Genomic DNA, 18,715 nt, shown 5'->3' with positions numbered 1-18,715 from the left:
TCAGTCCAGGTTCGGCCGCAGCCAGCGCTCCGCTGTCGGGAGATCGATCCCACGGCGCTCGGCATATTCCTCGAGCTGATCGCGACCCACGCGCGCCACGCCGAAATACTCCGCCTGCGGGTGGCCGAAATAGAAGCCCGAAACCGCCGCGGTCGGCAGCATCGCGAAGCTTTCGGTCAACGAGATGCCGGTCGCGTGGTGCGCGTCGAGCAACTTGAACAGGGTCGGCTTCAGACTGTGATCCGGGCAGGCGGGATAGCCGGGCGCCGGGCGGATGCCGCGATACTGCTCCTTGATCAGCGCTTCGTTGGTCAGCTGCTCATCCGGCGCATAGCCCCAGAGGGTGGTGCGGACATGGCGGTGCAGCGCCTCGGCCAGCGCCTCGGCGAAGCGGTCGGCCAGTGCCTTCAGCAGGATGTCCGAATAATCGTCGATCGCTGCCTTGAAGCGCGCGAGATGCGGCTCGATGCCGTGGATGCTGACTGCAAAGCCGCCGAGCCAGTCACCGTCGCGGCTAATGAAATCGGACAGGCACATGTTCGCCCTGCCCTCGCGCTTGGCGATCTGCTGGCGCAGCATCGGGATGCGCACGAGATCGTCATTTTCGACAAGACCCAGATGCTCGAGTCCGCCAAGTTCATCCGGATTCCACACGCCCTCGGGATCGACGAAGATATCGTCCTCGTGCCGTACGCAGGGCCACAACCCCGTCACGGCGCGCGCGGTCAACCATTTCTCGCCGATGATCTTGTCGAGCATCGCGTTCGCATCGGCGAACAGGCTGCGCGCGCTTTCGCCGACGACCTTGTCCTCCAGGATCGCGGGATAGTTGCCGGCCAGTTCCCAGGCGCGGAAAAAGGGCGTCCAGTCGATAATCCCGCGAAGCTCGGCCAGGTCCCAGTCGCGGAAGATATGCACGCCCGGCTGGTGCGGCGTCGGCGGCTTGAGACTCATGTCAGCCTCGAACGCATTGTCGCGGGCGACCTTCAGCGGGACCAGCTCGCTCTGGGTGCGGCCGGCGCGGGCGACGCGCACTGCCTCATATTCGTCGGCGGTCTTGAGGACGAAGGCGTCCTTCTGGGTATCGCTGACCAGGGTCGAGGCGACGCCGACCGCACGGCTGGCGTCGAGCACATGCACGACCGGGCCGTCATAGGCCGGTGCGATGCGCAGCGCGGTATGGACCTTCGACGTGGTTGCGCCACCGATCAGCAGCGGCATCTTCATGCCGGCGCGCTTCATCTCCTCGGCGACCGTGACCATCTCGTCCAAAGACGGGGTGATCAGGCCTGAGAGGCCGATCATGTCGGCATCATTCTCATTGGCGGCCGCGAGGATCGCCGACCAAGGCACCATGACGCCCATGTCGACCACGTCGAAACCGTTGCACTGGAGCACGACGCCGACGATGTTCTTGCCGATATCATGCACGTCGCCCTTGACGGTCGCCATGATGATCTTGCCCTTGCCGCGCGCGCCGGGCTCCTTGGCCGCCTCGATGAAGGGCAGCAGATGGGCCACCGCCTTCTTCATCACGCGCGCCGATTTCACGACCTGAGGCAGGAACATCTTGCCCGACCCGAACAGGTCGCCGACGACGTTCATGCCGTCCATCAGCGGGCCTTCGATCACTTCGATCGGCCGGGCATAGAGCAGCCGCGCTTCCTCGGTATCGTCGACGACATGCGCGTCGATGCCCTTGACCAGCGCGTGCTCGAGCCGCTTGGCGACGGGCCAGCCGCGCCATTCCGCCATCTGCTTCTCGGCGACCTCGTCGGTGCCCTTGTAGCGTTCGGCGAGCGCGATCAGCCGTTCGGTCGCCCCATCGTCCTTGTTGAGGACGACGTCCTCACAGGCCTGGCGCAGTTCCGGGTCGATCGTGTCGTACACGTCGAGCTGGCCGGCATTGACGATCGCCATGTCGAGCCCGGCGGGGATCGCATAATAAAGGAACACCGAGTGCATCGCGCGGCGCACCGGCTCGTTGCCGCGGAACGAGAAGCTGAGGTTCGAAAGCCCGCCGGAGATGTGGCAATGCGGCAACCGCGCCTTGATCTCCTTGCACGCCTCGATGAAATCATTCCCGTAATTGTTGTGCTCCTCGATTCCCGTCGCGACCGCGAAGATGTTGGGATCGAAGATGATGTCCTCGGGCGGAAAACCGATGCCCATCAGCAGCTTATAGGCGCGTTCGCAGATCTCGACCTTGCGTGCCTTGGTATCCGCCTGACCTACCTCGTCGAATGCCATGACGACGACGGCCGCGCCGTACTGCATGACCTTCTTGGCCTGAGACAGGAACTGAGCTTCGCCCTCCTTCATGCTGATCGAGTTCACGATCGGCTTGCCGCTGACGCATTTCAGCCCCGCCTCGATCACCGACCATTTCGAGCTGTCGATCATGAAGGGGATGCGCGCGATATCGGGCTCGGCGGCGATCAGCTTGAGGAAAGTGGTCATCGCCACTTCGGCGTCGAGCAGGCCTTCGTCCATGTTGACGTCGAGCACCTGCGCACCCGATTCCACCTGCTGCAGCGCGACTTCGACCGCAGCGGGATAGTCACCCGCCATGATCAGCTTCTTGAAGCGCGCCGATCCGGTGACGTTGGTGCGCTCGCCGATATTGACGAACTGGGCGGTGGAGGGAGTGGTCATTCTCGACTTTCCCCCCTCCCGCTTGCGGGAGGGGTCGGGGGAGGGCTTGTAAGTCACGGTCGGCGCGGAAGAGGACAGGCCGTCCCCCAGCCCCTCCCGCAAGCGGGAGGGGAGTTAAGCCGCCATCGTCATAGGCTCCAGCCCGGCAAGGCGGGTCTTCACCGGCGGCACCACCGGCGTGCGCGGAGCCAGGTCGGCCACCGCCTTGGCGATCGCGGCGATATGCGCCGGGGTCGACCCGCAACAGCCGCCCAGGATGTTGACCTGGCCGTTCGCCGCCCATTCGCGCACCAGCCCGGCGGTGGTCACCGGCTGCTCGTCATATTCGCCGAGCTCGTTGGGCAGGCCGGCGTTCGGATAAACCATGATCAGCGTATCGGCGATGTCGCTCAAAGTGCGCACGTGGGGGCGAAGCTGTTCCGCGCCGAACGAGCAGTTGAGCCCGATGGTGATCGGCCTGGCGTGCCGTACCGCGTGCCAGAACGCCTCGACCGTGTGACCGGAAAGGTTGCGGCCCGACAGGTCGGTCAGGGTCATCGACAACATGATCGGCACGTCACGCCCGAGATCGTCCGCCGCTTCCAGTGCCGCCATGACGCCAGCCTTGGCGTTGAGCGTATCGAACACCGTCTCGATCAGGATGAAATCCACCCCGCCTTCTAGCAGCGCATCGGTCTGCTCGCGGTACACATTCTTCAGGTAGTCGAAGTCGATCTCGCGGAAGCCGGGATCGTTGACGTCCGGCGACAGCGACAAGGTCTTGTTGGTCGGCCCGATCGCGCCGGCGACGAAGCGGGGCCGGCCGTCCTTCGCTTCATATTCGTCGGCGAGCCGGCGGGCGATCTGCGCGGAGGCGATGTTGATCTCCTTGACCAGGCTCTCCGCGGCATAATCGGCCTGGCTGATCACATTCGCGCTGAAGGTGTTGGTCGAGACGATGTCCGACCCCGCGTCGAGATATTCGCGGGTGATCGTCTCCGGCACCTCGGGCTTGGTCAGCGCGAGGATGTCGTTATTGCCCTTCTGGTCCTTCGCCAGGCCGAGCGAGCCGGCATAGTCCGCCTCGTTCAGCTTCCAGTTCTGGATCTCGGTGCCGAAGGCGCCGTCGGTGATCAGGATGCGCTTGGCGGCCTCGGCCAGCAGTCTTTCGCGTGCGGTCATGGTCATGTCCTTCAGGCTGCCGCTTCGTGCGCCGGCACCTTCGCGCGCAGGCCAAGCATGTGGCAGATCGCGAAGCTCAGCTCGGCGCGGTTGAGCGTGTAAAAATGGAAGCTGCGCACATCGCCCGCATAGAGGCGGCGGCACATCTCGGCGGCGACGGTCGCCGCGACGAGCTGGCGCGCGGCGGGATGATCGTCGAGGCCATCGAACAGCCGGCCCATCCAGTCGGGAATCTCAGCCCCGCACATCGCCGCGAACTTGCGAGTCTGCGCGACGTTGGAGACGGGCAGGATGCCGGGCACGATCTCAGCCGTGATACCGGCCGCCGCGACGCGGTCACGGAAGCGGAAGAACGCCTCGGGCGAGAAGAAGAACTGCGTGATCCCGCGGTTCGCCCCGGCATCCAGCTTGCGCTTGAGATTGTCGATGTCCGCCGTCGCGTCAGGCGAATCGGGGTGGCATTCGGGATAGGCAGCGACCGAGATCTCGAACGGGTGGAGTTTCTTCAGGCCTGCGACCAAAGCCGCCGCATTCTCATAGCCGTCCGGGTGCGCCACGAACTTCGCGCCCGCGACAGGGGGATCGCCACGCAGCGCGACGATGTGGCGCACGCCCGCCGCCCAATATTCCTCGGCGACCTGGTCGATCTCGGCCTTGCTCGCCTCGACGCAGGTGAGGTGCGCGGCGGCGGCCAGCGAGGTCTCGCGCTGGATGCGCGCGACCGTCGCATGGGTGCGCTCGCGGGTCGATCCGCCGGCGCCATAAGTGACCGAGACGAAGCGCGGGGCGAGCGGCTCGAGCGTCTTCACCGCCTCCCACAGAGTCTCTTCCATCTTGGGCGTCTTGGGCGGGAAGAATTCGAACGACACCTGAGCGTCGCCCGCGAGATCAGCGAACAAGGGCGACGCCTGGGCGCGGCGCGCTTCGCTTTGCGGGTTCTGGGTCGTCATGCTGCCTTAACCTCTCGTACCGGTATCTGTTTTTGCGTGGTGGCTTTGCGCGCCAGCCAGAGCTTCACCGTCAGCTCGCCGCCTTCGAGCGTCTCGGTCCGCGCCGGGACCAGCCCGGCGGCGTCGAACCAGGCCGCGATCTGCTCGTCGGAGAAACCAAGGCGGGTATGCGCGTCGCGGGTGCGCAGTTCCTCGCGGTCGTGCGGCGCGAAATCGGCGATCAGCAACCGCCCGCCGTCCGACAGCACGCGCGCCGCCTCGGCGATCGCCGCACCGGGCTGCTGCGCGAAATGGAGCACGTGATGGAGGATCGCCGCATCCGCTTCGCCGTCGCCCAGCGGTAGCGCGTAGAGATCGGCCTGGCGCAATTCGGCATTGGCGAGGCCGCGTTCGGACAGCTTGGCACGGGCGAGCCGCAGCATTTCCGAGCTGCGATCGATGCCCAGCGCGTGCCTCGCGCGGCCGGCGAACAGTTCGAGCATCCGGCCGGTGCCGGTGCCGATATCGATCAGCTGCCCGATCGGCGCATCGCCGAGTACGGCGGACATCGCTGCCTCGACCTCGCTCTCGGCGATATGAAGCGATCGGATCGCGTCCCATTGCCCGGCATTGGCCTCGAACCAGCCCGCCGCCGAGGAGGCGCGATCGGCCCGCACCGCCGCCAGCCGCGCCGCATCGGCGACCGCCCAATGATCGGGTTCGAGCTTGCCCCATTGGTCGAGCGAGGCGAGCACCGGATCGACCTTCGACGCCGTTCCCAGTGCCACGAACACCCAGCTGCCTTCCTTGCGCCGCTCGGCGAGGCCGGCATCGCACAGAATCTTCACATGGCGGCTGACGCGCGGCTGGCTTTGCCCGAGCACCTGTGCCAGCTCACCGACCGACAGCTCCATCGACCGCAGCAGCGCGAGGATGCGCAGGCGGGTGCCGTCTGCAAGCGCGCGGAATATGTCGAGGGCCAGGGTCATTGTCGAAGTAGATATAAAGATATCTTTATATGAGGTCAACGACGCAGGCCATGGAACCGAAGCGCATTGCGCGCGTCAGGCCCCTTCGATAGCGTCGTCGTGACGCGCCGATGCCGACATGCATCCCAGAAGAGGAGCCCGACCGATGACGAAATTCCTGGTCCTGCCGCTTGCCCTGACCGCAGCCCTGGGCCTCGCCGCCTGCAGCCCCAAGGCGCAGAACGAAACCGCCCAGGCCGCCGACACGATCGCCGCCGACGCCAATGCGACGATGAGCGAAGCCGCCGCCGACACCGGCGCTGCCGCCGATCGCGCGCTGGGCGCGGCCGAGGCATCGATCGACAATGCCGGTGCCGTGATCGGCAACAAGACCGATGCGGTGCTCGACAAGACCGGCAATGCGATGAAGGCAGCCGGCAGCGAGATCGAGGACTGATATTCCGGCCGTCCGCCCCGATCGTGTCGAAATGTTTCTTGTTCAACTTTGACATTGCCGGGCCGGACGGTCCTTCGACAAGCTCAGGACGAACGGAGACGCGGATGACCTGTTTCAGGGCCGGCACGCTTTTGGCCGGTGCATTGCTGCTCGCCTCCTGCGGGGGCAACGACACGCCCGGCGCCGCGACCCCGGCCGAGGCGCGGGCGCTGAACGACGCCGCGGCGATGCTAGACGCCAACAGCGTCGACATGAACGCCGTTTCGGCGAACGAGATCGAAGAGGAAGCGCAATGACCAAGCTCCGCCGCCTGGGCGCAACCGATCTCCACATCGCGCCGCTGGTGCTCGGCGGCAATGTCTTCGGCTGGACCGCCGACAAGGCGGCCAGCTTCGCCGTGCTCGACGCCTTCATCGCGGCGGGCGGCACGATGATCGACACCGCCGATGTCTATTCGGCCTGGGTACCCGGGCATCAGGGCGGCGAATCCGAAAGCGTGATCGGCGAATGGCTGCGCAGCAGCGGCAAGCGCGACAAGGTTCAGATTGCGACCAAGGTCGGCATGCTGCCCGGTGAGGGTGGCGAGAAGCTGGCGCCGGCACGTATCGCCGCCGCGGCCGACGCCTCCCTCAAACGGCTCGGCGTCGAGCAGATCGATCTCTATTTCGCGCATCAGGACGATGACGCCGTCGCGCAGGAGGATGCGCTTGCCGCCTTTGCCAAACTGATCGACGCCGGCAAGGTCCGCGCGCTCGGCGCGTCCAACTTCCACGCCGGTCGGCTCAAATCGGCGACCGATGCGGCCAGGGCGCACGGCCTGCCGCATTACCAGGTGCTTCAGCCCGAATATAATCTGGTCAGCCGCCACAAGTTCGAGGGCGAGCTGCAGGATTATTGCGTCGTCAACGATATCGGCGTGGTGCCCTATTATGGGCTCGCCTCGGGCTTCCTTACCGGCAAATATCGATCGACCGACGATCTCGGCAAGAGTGTGCGCGGCGGGCGGATGGGCGACCTGCTCGAGGGCAAGGGCAAGGCCGTGCTGGCCGCGATGGACGATGTCGCCGCCGAGACCGGCGCGACGCTCGCGCAGATCGCGCTCGCCTGGCTCGCGGCGCAGCCCGGCGTTACCGCGCCGATCGCCAGCGCCACCAGCGTCGCGCAGATGGACGAGCTTGGCGGGTCGATCGGCCTGGACCTGACCGAGGGGCAACTGGACCGCCTGACCAACGCCGGCGCCTGACTTCAAAAACCTTATGGGAGGATGGGGATATGAAGACGGTTTTCGCGGCCATGCTCAGCCTTCTGCTTGGCGGCACGTCGGCCGTAGCGCAGCAGACCCCCACTCCCGTCGCACCGCAGCCTTTCGCCGCCGGAGCCCCGCTCGGCGTGACGGCCGAGGGCAAGTTCAATCCCATGTCGTCCAATGTGAAGGTCTTTGGCGCGCTCGTGAATGCCGAGAGCTGCAGCTATGATCAGACGCGCAACCTGATCCTCGCGGTCAACCGCGGCGCGGGGCAAAAAGAGGCGCCGAACGACGGCTTCGTCTCGCTGATCAACCATGACGGATCGGTGCACACGTCGAAATGGATCGGCGCGACACGCGACGGGCTGGTGCTCAACCAGCCGTTCGGCAGCGTCGTGCATGACGGCAAGCTCTACCTCGCCGACAGCGACGGCGACACCGCGGACGGGGCGAAGCGCGCCTCGGTGATCCGCATGTTCGACCTCAAGACCGGCGCCCCGGCGGGCGAGATCGCCAGCCCGGATATCGCCTGGCTCAACGATATCGCCGTCGCCAAGGACGGCACCATCTACGGATCGCAGACCGGCAGCGCCGACGCCCAGACGCCGTGGCGAATCTATCGGATCATGCCCGATGGCAAGACGTCCGTCTTCCTGGAGGGCGCCCCGCTGTCGCGCCCCAACGGCGTCGCGATCGACAATGACGGCAATGTGGTCGTGGCGAACATGGGCGACGATGCGGTGCTCACCTTCTCGCCCGCCGCCAGGCTGATCAGGACCGAGAAGGCGGCGCAGCCGGGCAATGACGGCATCGTGATCATGCCCGACGGCACCAAATATGTCAGCAGTGTGGTGAATGGCGGCGTCTCGCGCCTCCGCCCCGGCCAGCCGGCGCAATTGATCGCGACCGGCATCCCGAATGCGGCATCGATGTGCCTCGACTCAGGGGCCAACCAGCTCGTCATTCCGATGAACCCCAATAATTCGCTGGCGTTCGTCAAGCTGTGACGGCCGGCCCCTCGGGGCCGGCTCGCCTTACAAATAGGCGGTCACCGCAGGCTTCTCCCACCAGAGATTGTCGCGGCCATTGGCATAGTTGACCGGGGCGTCGGCCAGTTCCTGCGGGGTCGCGTCGTCCAGGCAGTTAACCGCGATGCTGACATAGTCGCCGCCGATCTGCTCGACATGGCCGTCGCCGAACGGCGCACAGCCGCAGGTCTTGCAGAAACGGTGATGGCCGGAAAGCGTGCCGAACTGATAGTCGGACAAGGCATCCTTGCCCCGGAGCAGGCGGAAGGCGTCGGGCTTGATGTTCATGCCCCAGCCGCGGCGCTTGGTGCAGATCGAGCAATTGCACTTGCCGGTGCCCGCTTCGAGGTCGAGATCGGCCTCGAACGCGACCGCGCCGCAGTGGCAGCTGCCATGATAGGTCTTGAGCATGATGGGTCTCCCTTGGTTGCGGGAATCGACATACTGCCACCCTGCTGCCAGCATGGTGGCAGCAGTATGTCACTAGGACCCGATTATGCGCCGCGCCGACCGCCTGTTCGAGATCGTCCAGATCCTGCGCCGCGAGCGCCGGCCGATCACGGCCGACTCGATCGCGGCCGAACTCGAGACGTCGAAACGGTCGGTCTATCGCGACATTGCCGCGCTGATGGCGCAGCGTGTGCCGATCCGGGGCGAGACCGGGATCGGCTATGTCCTGGAAAGCGGGTTCGATCTGCCGCCGCTGATGCTCAATCCCGAGGAAGTCGAGGCGGCGGTGCTCGGCGCGCAATGGGTGGCGGGGCATGGCGATTCGGCCCTGGCCAACGCAGCGCGCAACCTGATCGCGAAGATCGCGGCCGTGGTACCGGCGGAGATGCGGGCGCTGGTCGACGATCCCGCCGCGCGGACCCCGCCCGCCTGGAAGATGCCCGCAGACGCGGTCGACGCCACCATGCTGCGCCAGGCGATCCGCGCGGGCCGCAAGATCGCCCTCTCCTATCGCGCGCAAGACGGGGTGCCGACCGACCGCACCGTCTGGCCCGCCCTGATCGGCTATCACGACAGCGCCCGGGTGCTGATCGCCTGGTGCGAGCTGCGCGACGGTTTCCGCAGCTTCCGCCTCGACCGGATCGTCGCCGCGGAGATGCTCGACACGCGCTATCCGGCGCGACCGGGGCAGTTGCGCGCCCGCTGGCTCGCGCAGATCAGGCAAGAATGGCCAGCGACGGGCTGAAGCCGCCCGTCAGTGCAGCATGCCGTCGATATGGCGCAGCTTGTCCGGATTGAGCACGACATAGACCGCCTTGATCCTGCCGCCTTCGATCAGCATATCGTAACTCTCATCCGAGGCATGGCCGTCGGTCAACCGGGTCAATGCCTCTGTCCAGGCCAGCGCCGCGCGTTCGCGATCGGTGTAGAGCGGCGTTTCGCGCCAAGCGTCGAGCATATAGAGCCGCTGCTCGGTCTCGCCATGCTTGCGCGCGACGCGGGTATGCAGGTCGAGACAGACCGCACAGCCGTTGATCTGCGAGGCGCGGGTCTTGACAGTTCCATCAGCCCCGTTTCGAGGCCGAGCTGGCTTGCCCTGGTGCCGAAGTCGACCAACAGCGTGATCGGGCTGTCGGGGCGGGTGAACGGGTTCAGTCGGGTCGTCATGATCCTTCTCTCTCGTTCGGGGCGATTCCCGAAAGACAGGACGAGATCGATCCGGCGATTGTGACACGCGACCGAAAAAACTGCGTGCTTGCCGTTGCGCGGCCGGCTGCTAGGGGCGCTTTTCATGAAAGCCCAGACCCAGCAGACGCTCCGCCGCTATCATCTCTATATCGGAATGTTCCTGGCGCCGGCGATCATCTTCTTCTCGCTCAGCGGCGCGTTGCAGACGTTCCGCCTGCAGGAGGAAAAGGGCTGGGGCAGCACGCCGCCCACCTGGATCGTCTGGCTGGCCAGCGTCCACAAGGACGATCGGCTGCCCCAGGCAAAAACGGCGGGCGCCGATGAGCATGCCAAGCCGGTCGCGAAACCTGTTCCCAAGGTTGCGCAAAAGCCCAAGCCTTCCGCGTTGCCGTTCAAGATCTTCGCGGTGATCATGTCGATCGGGCTGATCCTGTCGGCAGTGCTGGGCATGATCGTCGCGCTCAACAACCGCGCGACGCGGCGGGTGTCGACGATCATGCTGGTGGCAGGCGCGGTCGTGCCGATCCTGTTGTTGAAGATCTAGGCGCGGGGCCACACCCACTCGTCACCCCGGATTTGTTCCGGGGTCCATGGTTCCGCATACGCAACAACCGCCACTCGCGCGGCATGATGGATGCCGGAACAAGTCCGGCATGACGGGTGAGGGAAAACGGCCCGGAGCCTTAGCCCCGAGCCGCTCTCATTCCGCACAATCCGTATTAGGCCGCGAACTGGTTCATCGTGTTGTGCACACCGCCTGCCTTCAGCGCGGCCTCTCCGGCGAAATACTCCTTATGGTCATCGCCGATGTCGGAGCCCGACATGTTCTGGTGCTTCACACAGGCGATACCCTGGCGGATCTCCTGGCGCTGCACGCCCAGGACATAACCAAGCATACCAGCCTCGCCGAAATACTCCCTGGCGAGATTGTCGGTCGACAGCGCTGCGGTGTGATAGGTCGGCAGCGTGATAAGGTGATGGAAGATGCCCGCCCGGCGCGCGCTGTCCGCCTGGAAAGTGCGGATACGCTCATCGGCTTCGTCGCCCAGTTCGGTCCCGTCATAATCGACGCTCATCAGGCGTGCCCGGTCATAGGCCGAGACGTCCCTGCCCTCAGCGGCCCAGGCATCGAACACCTGCTGGCGGAAGTTCAAGGTCCAGTTGAACGAAGGCGAGTTGTTGTAGACCAGCTTCGCGTTGGGAATAACCTCACGGATACGGTCGACCATGCCCGCGATCTGCTCGATATGCGGCTTCTCCGTTTCGATCCACAACAGGTCGGCGCCGTTCTGCAGCGAGGTGATGCTGTCGAGCACGCAGCGATCTTCGCCCGAGCCGGCACGAAATTGGTAGAGGTTCGACGCCAGCCGTTTCGGCCGCATCAGCTTGCCGTCGCGGTTGATCACGACGTCGCCGCTGCGCGCATTCTCCGGCGTGATCTCCTCGCAATCGAGAAAGGCGTTATACTGGTCGCCCAGATCGCCCGGCTCCTTGCTGAAGGCGATCTGCTTGGTCAGGCCCGCACCCAGCGAATCCGTCCGGGTGACGATGATGCCGTCCTCGACGCCGAGTTCCAGGAAGGCGTAGCGGCAGGCGCGAACCTTCGCCAGGAAGTCCTCATGCGGCACGGTGACCTTGCCGTCCTGATGCCCGCACTGTTTCTCGTCGGAGACCTGGTTCTCGATCTGCAGCGCGCAGGCGCCCGCCTCGATCATCTTGCGCGCGAGCAGATAGGTCGCCTCGGCATTGCCGAAGCCGGCATCGATGTCGGCGATGATCGGCACGACATGAGTCTGGTGATTCTCGACCGCGGCGAGAAGCTGCTTTTCCTTGATCTGGTCGCCCGCTTCGCGCGCCGCATCGATCTCGCGGAACATCATGCCCAGCTCGCGGGCGTCGGCCTGGCGAAGGAAGGTATAGAGTTCCTCGATCAGCGCCGGGACCGATGTCTTCTCGTGCATCGATTGATCGGGCAGTGGGCCGAATTCGGAGCGCAGCGCCGCGATCATCCAGCCCGAGAGGTAGAGATAGCGCCGCTCGGTCGAGCCGAAATGCTTCTTGATGGCGATCATCTTCTGCTGGCCGATAAAGCCGTGCCAGCACCCCAGCGACTGGGTGTAATTGGCGGCATCGGCATCATAAGCCGCCATGTCCTTGCGCATGATCGCGGCGGTGTAGCGCGCGATGTCGAGCCCGGTGCGGAAGCGGTTCTGGACACGCATGCGCGCCACCGCTTCGGCATCGATCCCATCCCAGGTGCCGTTCTTGCCGCCGATGAGCTGGCCGATCTGTGCGATGTCGCTTTGGTAAGTCACGATACGTCCCTCGCTTGCTGAAGTGCGAGGATAAGTACACAAATTGACAAGCCATGGACCCTCTACATGAGGGATAACCGCGTTAAGGTGTCACAGTCTGCCAGAATTAGATGTAAATTTGTAAATTATCGACTCGCCGTCAGTCGCCACCGAAGGTGAACGGCGATATCCCCCGCTCGCGCTCGTTGATCAGCAGCGCCCGCCCAATCGGCGGCGCGGACCGCTGGGGACAGCGCTCGCGCAGGCAGGCCCGGCAGCCAAGGCCGATCGGCGTCGCCTCACCCTTCAGGTCGATGCCCCGCGCCGTGGCGAGGCTGCCGGCAAACTCGGCCGCGACACCCAGCCCGATGGCGAACTCGGCCGGCACCGCGCCATAGCGACGACCCTGCGGCGCCACCGTCCGCGCGATGGTGAGCCAGCGCGCGCCATCCTCCAGCTCGACCAGTTGCACGGCAAGGCTGCCGGGCCGATCAAATGCATGGTGCATGCGCCACAGGGGACAACGCCCCTCGGCCTCGGCCAGCGGCGATCCGCTCGCGCCGGAGAAGCGCTTCGACGCCTGGCCGGCCCGGTCGATGCGCACCATGAAGAAGGGCAGCCCGCGCGCGCCGACGCGCTGCAGGGTCGGCAGCCGGTGCGCGACCTGCTCGAAGCCCGCGCCGAAACGCCGCTGGAGCAGTTCCAGATCATAGCCCGTCGCCTCGCAGGCGCGGAGAAAGCGGGCATAGGGCATCATCACCGCCGCGGCGAAATAACTGGCGAGATGGCGGCGATAGAGCCGCTCGGCCGCGCGATCGGTGAAGCTCGCGCCCTTGGCCAGCGCGTCGATCTCACCACGCGCCTCGATCTGGGCAAGCTGGAAGGCCGCGGCGAAGGTGCGCGAGGCAGGGTCCAGCATCTCGCTCAACTGCAGTTGCCGGGCGTGGAGATCGAGACGGCGCAGCAGATCGGGCATCACATCGACCGGCAGAATGCGGATGGTGAGTTGATGCTTGACCCGCAGCCGCTCGGCGATGGCGCCGTAAAGGTCACCGGCGCCCAGCCGCAGTTCGTCGGCCAGTTTCTCGGCCGCCGCATCCAGATCGGCGAAATGCCCGCGCCAGCGCTCGATCTCGCGCCGCACCTCGGCGATCGGATCACTGGCGCTCGCCTCACCCGACGCTGCGCCCGATCCGATCCGGTCATAGGCGCGCGCGAATGCCTCCGCCCCGCCCGGCGCGCCCGCCAGCCATTCCTCGACCTCGTTCCGGTCGATCTCGAGGTCGGCGAACATGGGGTCCGCCAGCCGTCGCCGGATCGCCGACTCCCCTCCGCCAGGCTCACCGGCGGCCAGGGCGCGCGGATCGAAATCGAAGCTCTCGGCCAGCTTGACCAGCAACGAGGCGGACAAGGGCCGCTGGTTGCGCTCGACCAGATTGAGATAGCTGGGCGAGATCGCCAACACGTCGGACATGGCCGCCTGGGTCAGGCCAGCCTGACGCCGCAAGCGCCGTACTGCGTGCCCGGCAAAGAGTTTCCTGTCCGCCATATTCTGCCCCTTCGACTGCCGCCCTCTTCGGCACGAGCACACTTGTCAATAGTTTACAGAATTTCAGAATTCTTGAGCACATGTGCGACAACGCGACACTGCTATAGCTTCTATCCGGCCTGACTTCGCCAATTGCCCGCACTAGTGCCCCTGTCGAAGCCAGCTCCTCTAGGCAGGCCTTTGTAAAGTATACGACCTTTGGAAGCCGTCTAAGCGGCGCCTTGAAAGTTTCCTGGGGAGGAAAGGATGCCCGCCGGCGGATACGTCGGCGGGCATTTCCGTTATCCCGCTTGTCGGCCGGGCCGGGCCGTGCGCATGATGCGCTGCAACAAGGGACTTCATATTGGCGACGACGAAGCACGGCTCCAACCTCGTCATCTATGCGGCGCTCGCGGCCAATCTCGGCATCGCGGCCGCCAAGTTCGTCGCCGCCGCCATATCCGGCTCTTCCTCGATGCTGACCGAGGGCTTCCATTCGGTCGTCGACAGCCTGAACCAGGTCCTGCTGCTCTACGGCCAGAAGCGCGGGCGCCGTCCGCCCGATATCGACCACCCCTTCGGCTATGGGCGCGAACTGTATTTCTGGAGCTTCGTCGTCGCGATCCTGATCTTCGCGGTCGGCGCGGGCGTGTCGATCTATGAAGGCTGGGTCCATATCGCCGAGCCGGAACCGTTGCGCGACCCGACGATCAACTATGTCGTGCTGGCGGTAGCCTTCGCGATGGAGGGCGCCTCCTGGATCTTCGCCATGCGCGAATTCGCCGGATCGGTACGCGGCACGAGTTGGTGGCAGGCGGTACGCGCGTCGAAGGACCCGGCCGGCTTCATCGTGCTGTTCGAGGATTCGGCGGCGCTGGCGGGCCTTGCGATCGCTGCGGTCGGCGTCTGGGCAAGCCATGCCTGGGGCGATCCCCGCATCGACGGCGTCGCCTCGATCGCGATCGGCCTGCTGCTCGGCGTGGTCGCCGCCTTGCTGGCACGCGAGGCCAAGGGGCTGCTGATCGGCGAAGGCGCCGACCCCGCTATCGTCACTCAGGTGCGCAAGATCGTCGACTCGCGCCCGGAGATTACCTGGGTCAACCATGTCCGCACGCTGCACACCGCGCCCGACCGGATCTTCGTCGCGATCAGCGCCGATTTCCGCGACACGCTCACCATGGGCGAGGCCGAGCTGCTGATCGAGGCGATCGAGACCGATCTCAAGGCGGCGCTGCCCCAACTCTCCTCCATCTATATCCGCCCCGAGCGCCGGGAGGACGCGACCGCGCTCCACCCCGACGAAGCGGTCGGCGGCTGCTGATGCGGGTCAGCCGCCGCGATCTGCTGGCGGCCGGCTTCTGCATGATGCTGTTGCCGTCTGTCCCCGCGCTGGCGCGCGCTTCGCATTTCCCGATCGACTGGCAGGGTGCCCCGCAAACGCCGGAGATCGCCGCTGCGCTCTCCGCCCAGATCGCGCTGGTCGAGGCCCTGCCGATCGATCCCGAGATCATCGCCTTTTTCGCGACGCAGCGCATTGTGGTCGACACGATGCCCGGCAGCATGTCGCGCATCGCGCCCGATGGCGTACATCTCGAACGGCGCGCGGTGCCGCCCGACAATCCCGTACTGCTTCATGAATTGCTGCATCGCTATCATCTGCTTCGGATGACCGATGGGTATCGGAACGCCGATGTGCTTGCCTTTTATGCGGAGGCGCGGTCTTCGGGGCTCTATCCGGCGCGTTCCTATATGCTCAGCCATCCGATCGAGTTCTTCGCGATGACGGCGAGTGCGGTGCTGTACGGCCGGCTGTCGCGGCCGCCTTTCTCGCGAGCCGAGGTTTTGGGGAAGTCGCCGGAACTCTATCGGTGGATCGTCAGGGAATTCGGGCTGAGCATAGGTCCGACGCCACTCTGAACTCGTTTCAGGGTGACGTGGGACAGGTCAGTCCGCCGGCACCAGCTCGACGACATCGACGATCGATTCGAACTTCGGCCAGGGCAGCACCAGCCGCCAACGCTTGTCGCCGACCCGCTCGATATAGCCGGCCATGTCGCGGCCGTCGTCGCGGCCGTAATCCATCGGCTTCCTCTCATCGCCGAACATCATCGTGCCGAGGAAAACCATTCGCGCCCCGCCATCCGGGAAGAGCAGGCCGATCGGCCGCTGCGATCCGCCGACCTTGTACAGGCTCGACACCTCGCCCTCGTCGTTGATGCGGCATTCATAAGGCGGATAGGCAGTGAAATCACGCATCGCCGTGCCGTTGGCGCCCAGCTTGAACACACGGCAGCGATAGCGCCCCGGCGGCGGCGAAGCATTGCTCAGCGCGCGATCGGGCTCGAACAGGTCTCCCTGCCCGGTCAGATCCGCGCCGCGCCCGGCCGCCCTGACCTTGGCCAGGGCAGCGATCCAGGCATTGCGCCAGGTGCGCAGCCGCTCGCGATCCTTGTCGGTCGCGACCTGATGCCAGTCCATGCTCGCGGCCTTAAGGGTCACGGGCAAGGGCGGCGGCGTCGTCACCGGCACGATCGCCGCCGGCGCCGGAGGCGCCACGGCCACCTCGACGGGCTTGTCCGCCTTTCCGCCACAGCCGGCAAGAAGGGCGCAGCCGCACAGGCCGAGGGAGAGTCTTTTCAAGCGACCGGTTCTTTCTTCAGCAAGGGCGCAGCTAACCACGCCCCGCCCAGCTTGCCAACCCGGGAGAACACGGGTGGTTCCCTCAGGCAGCGGTCCAGCCGCCATCGACCGACAGGTTCGCGCCGGTGATCGACTTCGCCTCGTCCCGGCACAGGAACAGGCCGAGCGCCGCGACCTGCTCCGGCGTCACGAATTCCCGCGTCGGCTGGGCGGAGAGCAGCACGTCGTTGAGCACCTGCTCGCGCGTCATGTTCCGCGCTTTCATCGTATCGGGGATCTGATTCTCGACCAGGGGCGTCCAGACATAGCCGGGCGAGATGCAGTTGACCGTGATGCCGTGAGTGGCGGTTTCCAGCGCGATCGTCTTGGTCAGGCCGGCAATGCCGAACTTGGCCATTACATAGGCGCTCTTGTTCGGGCTCGCGACGATCGAATGGGCTGAGGCGGTCGAGATGATCCGGCCCCATTTGGCCGCCTTCATGTACGGCACCGCCGCCTGCATCATGTACCAGGCCGAGGTCAGGTTGATCTTGATGATCGCCTCGAACTTGTCGGCCGGGAAATCCTCGATCGGCGCGACATGCTGGATGCCGGCATTGTTGATGATGATGTCCGGCCCGCTCAGTTCGTCATGGCAACGCTTGACCATCGCGGCGATCGCCGCCGGATCGGTCATGTCGGCCGCGTCGTACAGCGCCTTGGCGCCGCTGACCGCCTCCAGCGCGGCGCGTTCGGTCTCGATCGCGGCGGCATCGCCGAAGCCGTTGATCATCACGCTCGCGCCCTCGCCGGCCAGTACCTTGGCATAGGCCAGGCCGATGCCCGAGGTGGAACCGGTGATGATCGCGCTCTTGCCCTTGAGGAACATGGGGTTCTCCGTGATTGAAGGTCAGATGGTCGGGGGTTTCGCCGTCAGGTCGAATGCCGCGGTCGTGCCGGTCTCGATATTCTCCGCGACCAGCCGCGCATTGATCATCGTCTCGGCGACCGCCTCGCGCCCGGCATGCCAATGCTCGCGCATCGTGCGGGCCGAGAACTCGAAATCGCGCGATCCGCCTTCCCAGGCGTTGGTGCGATAGATGAGCTGAACGAGGCTGACCGGATGTTCCGCCGAGCAGGTCTCGAGCGCAAGCACATCGGGATCGCTGCGCATTTCCTTGGGCAGCTTCGCGATCACCTTGCGCGCGATCTCGCGGTCCTTGCGGATGCGCATCACCTGGTCCGACACCTGGCGCGTCCGGCTGGAGAAACGAATCTCCTTCTCGCGCGCCGCGACGTCCATGATCGTCCGTGGCCGGTCGGCCGCCGCCGCGAACAGATCGACCTGGAAGGCGAGCAAGGGCTCGGTCTGATTATCGAGCACATGGGTGAGCGGCGTGTTCGAGACGAGGCCGCCGTCCCACCACCATTTCCCGTCGATCTCGATCGGCGGCAGGCCCGGCGGCAAAGCGCCCGATGCCATGATGTGCCGCGCGTCGATCCGCGTCGTCTTCGTGTCGAAATAGTTGAAATTGCCGCTCTCGACATCGACCGCGCCGACCGAGAGGCGCACCGACCCTTCGTTCAGCAGATCCCAGTCGACCAGCGAATCGAGCGTCTCCTTCAGCGGGGTCGAATCGTAGAAGCTCAGCGCCTCGGGCGTGCCCGGCACGGCGAATACCGGCGAGACCATGCGCGGCGCGAAGAAGCCCGGCACGCCCGCCGCCATCACATAGCCCGCCGACCATTCGTGCAGCCATTCGCGCACATGATCGTCGGGATAGATCGGGAAACTCGGGAGGGACGAGGTCACCATATCCCAGAAAGCGGTGAGCATTTCGACCCGCTTATGCGGCGGGTTGCCCGCGACGATCGCGGCATTGACCGCGCCGATCGAGATGCCGGCGACCCAGTCGATCTCGATCCCGCGCGCGTGCAGTCCCTCGATCACGCCCGCCTGATAGCTGCCGAGCGCGCCGCCGCCCTGCAGCACCAGCGCGACGCACTCGGGCAGCGGCAGGGCTTCCGCCTGGCGCAAAGCTCTCATGGGTTCGGCATCGGCCATCGAACGCGCACATGCGCTGCCCGCGCGGCCGGATCAACGCCCGTTTGATGAAAAGCGCGTCAGGCACGCCGGAAACGGCGAAATGCGCGACGCTTGCAACAACCGGAGCGCCCGCGCATTCATGCCG

At 65.6% G+C, this 18,715-nt stretch carries 19 protein-coding genes; 8 read left to right on the top strand and 11 right to left on the bottom strand.

The features are described from left to right. The 4 genes from metH to AC1RT8_RS09710 form a co-directional block, all read right to left on the bottom strand. Positions 1-2,655, bottom strand: a complete 2,655-nt coding sequence (gene metH, locus AC1RT8_RS09725; RefSeq protein ID WP_493075406.1) for a methionine synthase — start codon at positions 2,653-2,655, stop codon at positions 1-3. Positions 2,656-2,769: 114 nt separating this feature from the next. Continuing rightward, positions 2,770-3,816, bottom strand: a complete 1,047-nt coding sequence (locus AC1RT8_RS09720) for a homocysteine S-methyltransferase family protein (protein WP_493075405.1) — start codon at positions 3,814-3,816, stop codon at positions 2,770-2,772. Between the two features lie 11 nt (positions 3,817-3,827). After that, positions 3,828-4,766 (bottom strand): methylenetetrahydrofolate reductase [NAD(P)H], encoded by a 939-nt coding sequence (gene metF, locus AC1RT8_RS09715; protein WP_493075404.1) that lies wholly within the window; start codon positions 4,764-4,766, stop codon positions 3,828-3,830. Then, positions 4,763-5,734 carry an ArsR/SmtB family transcription factor gene (locus AC1RT8_RS09710; RefSeq protein ID WP_493075403.1) on the bottom strand — a complete coding sequence of 324 codons (972 nt, stop codon included), beginning with the start codon at positions 5,732-5,734 and terminating at the stop codon, positions 4,763-4,765. Before AC1RT8_RS09710 ends, metF begins: the two co-directional genes overlap by 4 nt. 145 nt (positions 5,735-5,879) lie before the next feature. On the opposite strand from AC1RT8_RS09710, the gene AC1RT8_RS09705 reads away from it, so the two are divergent. The 4 genes from AC1RT8_RS09705 to AC1RT8_RS09690 all read left to right on the top strand — a co-directional run bounded on the left by AC1RT8_RS09705 (position 5,880) and on the right by AC1RT8_RS09690 (position 8,423). Further along, the gene (locus AC1RT8_RS09705; protein WP_493075402.1) at positions 5,880-6,170 is read left to right on the top strand and encodes a hypothetical protein; all 291 of its coding nucleotides are present in this window, start codon (positions 5,880-5,882) and stop codon (positions 6,168-6,170) included. 104 nt (positions 6,171-6,274) lie between these two features. Then, complete coding sequence (locus AC1RT8_RS09700; RefSeq protein WP_493075401.1) at positions 6,275-6,466, top strand: hypothetical protein; 192 nt, start codon at positions 6,275-6,277, stop codon at positions 6,464-6,466. Further along, the gene (locus AC1RT8_RS09695; protein ID WP_493075400.1) at positions 6,463-7,413 is read left to right on the top strand and encodes an aldo/keto reductase; all 951 of its coding nucleotides are present in this window, start codon (positions 6,463-6,465) and stop codon (positions 7,411-7,413) included. The genes AC1RT8_RS09700 and AC1RT8_RS09695 overlap by 4 nt, the downstream gene beginning before the upstream one ends. 29 nt (positions 7,414-7,442) lie before the next feature. Beyond that, complete coding sequence (locus AC1RT8_RS09690) at positions 7,443-8,423, top strand: SMP-30/gluconolactonase/LRE family protein (RefSeq protein WP_493075399.1); 981 nt, start codon at positions 7,443-7,445, stop codon at positions 8,421-8,423. A 27-nt stretch (positions 8,424-8,450) separates the two neighbouring features. On the opposite strand, the gene AC1RT8_RS09685 is transcribed toward AC1RT8_RS09690, so the two are convergent. Continuing rightward, positions 8,451-8,855 (bottom strand): GFA family protein, encoded by a 405-nt coding sequence (locus AC1RT8_RS09685; RefSeq protein ID WP_493075398.1) that lies wholly within the window; start codon positions 8,853-8,855, stop codon positions 8,451-8,453. An 85-nt stretch (positions 8,856-8,940) separates the two neighbouring features. Between AC1RT8_RS09685 and AC1RT8_RS09680 the strand changes: the two genes are divergently transcribed. After that, positions 8,941-9,639, top strand: a complete 699-nt coding sequence (locus tag AC1RT8_RS09680) for a helix-turn-helix transcriptional regulator (RefSeq protein ID WP_493075397.1) — start codon at positions 8,941-8,943, stop codon at positions 9,637-9,639. Positions 9,640-9,648: 9 nt separating this feature from the next. Here the strand turns inward: AC1RT8_RS09680 and AC1RT8_RS09675 are convergent, their stop codons facing one another. Next, positions 9,649-10,128 carry a carboxymuconolactone decarboxylase family protein gene (locus AC1RT8_RS09675; RefSeq protein WP_493075396.1) on the bottom strand — a complete coding sequence of 160 codons (480 nt, stop codon included), beginning with the start codon at positions 10,126-10,128 and terminating at the stop codon, positions 9,649-9,651. Between the two features lie 57 nt (positions 10,129-10,185). Here AC1RT8_RS09675 and AC1RT8_RS09670 point away from each other — a divergent pair, with 57 nt between their 5' ends. Then, complete coding sequence (locus tag AC1RT8_RS09670; RefSeq protein ID WP_493075395.1) at positions 10,186-10,626, top strand: hypothetical protein; 441 nt, start codon at positions 10,186-10,188, stop codon at positions 10,624-10,626. Between the two features lie 175 nt (positions 10,627-10,801). On the opposite strand, the gene AC1RT8_RS09665 is transcribed toward AC1RT8_RS09670, so the two are convergent. Beyond that, on the bottom strand, positions 10,802-12,397 hold the full coding sequence (locus AC1RT8_RS09665; protein WP_493075393.1) for an isocitrate lyase: 1,596 nt from the start codon (positions 12,395-12,397) through the stop codon (positions 10,802-10,804). A 139-nt stretch (positions 12,398-12,536) separates the two neighbouring features. Continuing rightward, positions 12,537-13,925, bottom strand: a complete 1,389-nt coding sequence (locus AC1RT8_RS09660) for a helix-turn-helix domain-containing protein (RefSeq protein WP_493075392.1) — start codon at positions 13,923-13,925, stop codon at positions 12,537-12,539. Between the two features lie 343 nt (positions 13,926-14,268). Between AC1RT8_RS09660 and AC1RT8_RS09655 the strand changes: the two genes are divergently transcribed. After that, positions 14,269-15,225: a cation diffusion facilitator family transporter gene (locus tag AC1RT8_RS09655; RefSeq protein ID WP_493075391.1), complete on the top strand. Its 957-nt coding sequence runs from the start codon at positions 14,269-14,271 to the stop codon at positions 15,223-15,225. Continuing rightward, on the top strand, positions 15,225-15,821 hold the full coding sequence (locus AC1RT8_RS09650; protein ID WP_493075390.1) for a hypothetical protein: 597 nt from the start codon (positions 15,225-15,227) through the stop codon (positions 15,819-15,821). Before AC1RT8_RS09655 ends, AC1RT8_RS09650 begins: the two co-directional genes overlap by 1 nt. A gap of 27 nt (positions 15,822-15,848) precedes the next feature. On the opposite strand, the gene AC1RT8_RS09645 is transcribed toward AC1RT8_RS09650, so the two are convergent. The 3 genes from AC1RT8_RS09645 to AC1RT8_RS09635 all read right to left on the bottom strand — a co-directional run bounded on the left by AC1RT8_RS09645 (position 15,849) and on the right by AC1RT8_RS09635 (position 18,588). Beyond that, positions 15,849-16,544 (bottom strand): DUF4893 domain-containing protein, encoded by a 696-nt coding sequence (locus AC1RT8_RS09645; RefSeq protein WP_493075389.1) that lies wholly within the window; start codon positions 16,542-16,544, stop codon positions 15,849-15,851. Positions 16,545-16,626: 82 nt separating this feature from the next. Next, positions 16,627-17,412, bottom strand: coding sequence for a 3-hydroxybutyrate dehydrogenase (locus AC1RT8_RS09640; RefSeq protein WP_493075388.1), 786 nt, complete (start codon positions 17,410-17,412; stop codon positions 16,627-16,629). Positions 17,413-17,433: 21 nt separating this feature from the next. Beyond that, positions 17,434-18,588, bottom strand: coding sequence for a patatin-like phospholipase family protein (locus AC1RT8_RS09635; RefSeq protein ID WP_493075387.1), 1,155 nt, complete (start codon positions 18,586-18,588; stop codon positions 17,434-17,436). Positions 18,589-18,715 lie beyond the last annotated feature (127 nt).

The organism is Sphingomonas sp. GW821-FHT10F11, from assembly GCF_058809095.1.
Note: the sequence above shows the minus strand (reverse complement) of the source record. Positions and strands in the feature narration are given on the sequence as shown.

Bases quoted from the DNA above. Each gene is read 5' to 3' on its own strand.
- AC1RT8_RS09685 (WP_493075398.1), bottom strand. From the start codon at position 8,855: ATGCTCAAGACCTATCATGGCAGCTGCCACTGCGGCGCGGTCGCGTTC.
- AC1RT8_RS09670 (WP_493075395.1), top strand. From the start codon at position 10,186: ATGAAAGCCCAGACCCAGCAGACGCTCCGCCGCTATCATCTCTATATC.
- AC1RT8_RS09640 (WP_493075388.1), bottom strand. From the start codon at position 17,412: ATGTTCCTCAAGGGCAAGAGCGCGATCATCACCGGTTCCACCTCGGGC.
- AC1RT8_RS09650 (WP_493075390.1), top strand. From the start codon at position 15,225: ATGCGGGTCAGCCGCCGCGATCTGCTGGCGGCCGGCTTCTGCATGATG.
- AC1RT8_RS09690 (WP_493075399.1), top strand. From the start codon at position 7,443: ATGAAGACGGTTTTCGCGGCCATGCTCAGCCTTCTGCTTGGCGGCACG.
- AC1RT8_RS09710 (WP_493075403.1), bottom strand. From the start codon at position 5,734: ATGACCCTGGCCCTCGACATATTCCGCGCGCTTGCAGACGGCACCCGC.
- metF (WP_493075404.1), bottom strand. From the start codon at position 4,766: ATGACGACCCAGAACCCGCAAAGCGAAGCGCGCCGCGCCCAGGCGTCG.
- AC1RT8_RS09695 (WP_493075400.1), top strand. From the start codon at position 6,463: ATGACCAAGCTCCGCCGCCTGGGCGCAACCGATCTCCACATCGCGCCG.
- AC1RT8_RS09705 (WP_493075402.1), top strand. From the start codon at position 5,880: ATGACGAAATTCCTGGTCCTGCCGCTTGCCCTGACCGCAGCCCTGGGC.
- AC1RT8_RS09660 (WP_493075392.1), bottom strand. From the start codon at position 13,925: ATGGCGGACAGGAAACTCTTTGCCGGGCACGCAGTACGGCGCTTGCGG.
- AC1RT8_RS09720 (WP_493075405.1), bottom strand. From the start codon at position 3,816: ATGACCGCACGCGAAAGACTGCTGGCCGAGGCCGCCAAGCGCATCCTG.
- AC1RT8_RS09700 (WP_493075401.1), top strand. From the start codon at position 6,275: ATGACCTGTTTCAGGGCCGGCACGCTTTTGGCCGGTGCATTGCTGCTC.
- AC1RT8_RS09680 (WP_493075397.1), top strand. From the start codon at position 8,941: ATGCGCCGCGCCGACCGCCTGTTCGAGATCGTCCAGATCCTGCGCCGC.
- AC1RT8_RS09635 (WP_493075387.1), bottom strand. From the start codon at position 18,588: ATGGCCGATGCCGAACCCATGAGAGCTTTGCGCCAGGCGGAAGCCCTG.
- metH (WP_493075406.1), bottom strand. From the start codon at position 2,655: ATGACCACTCCCTCCACCGCCCAGTTCGTCAATATCGGCGAGCGCACC.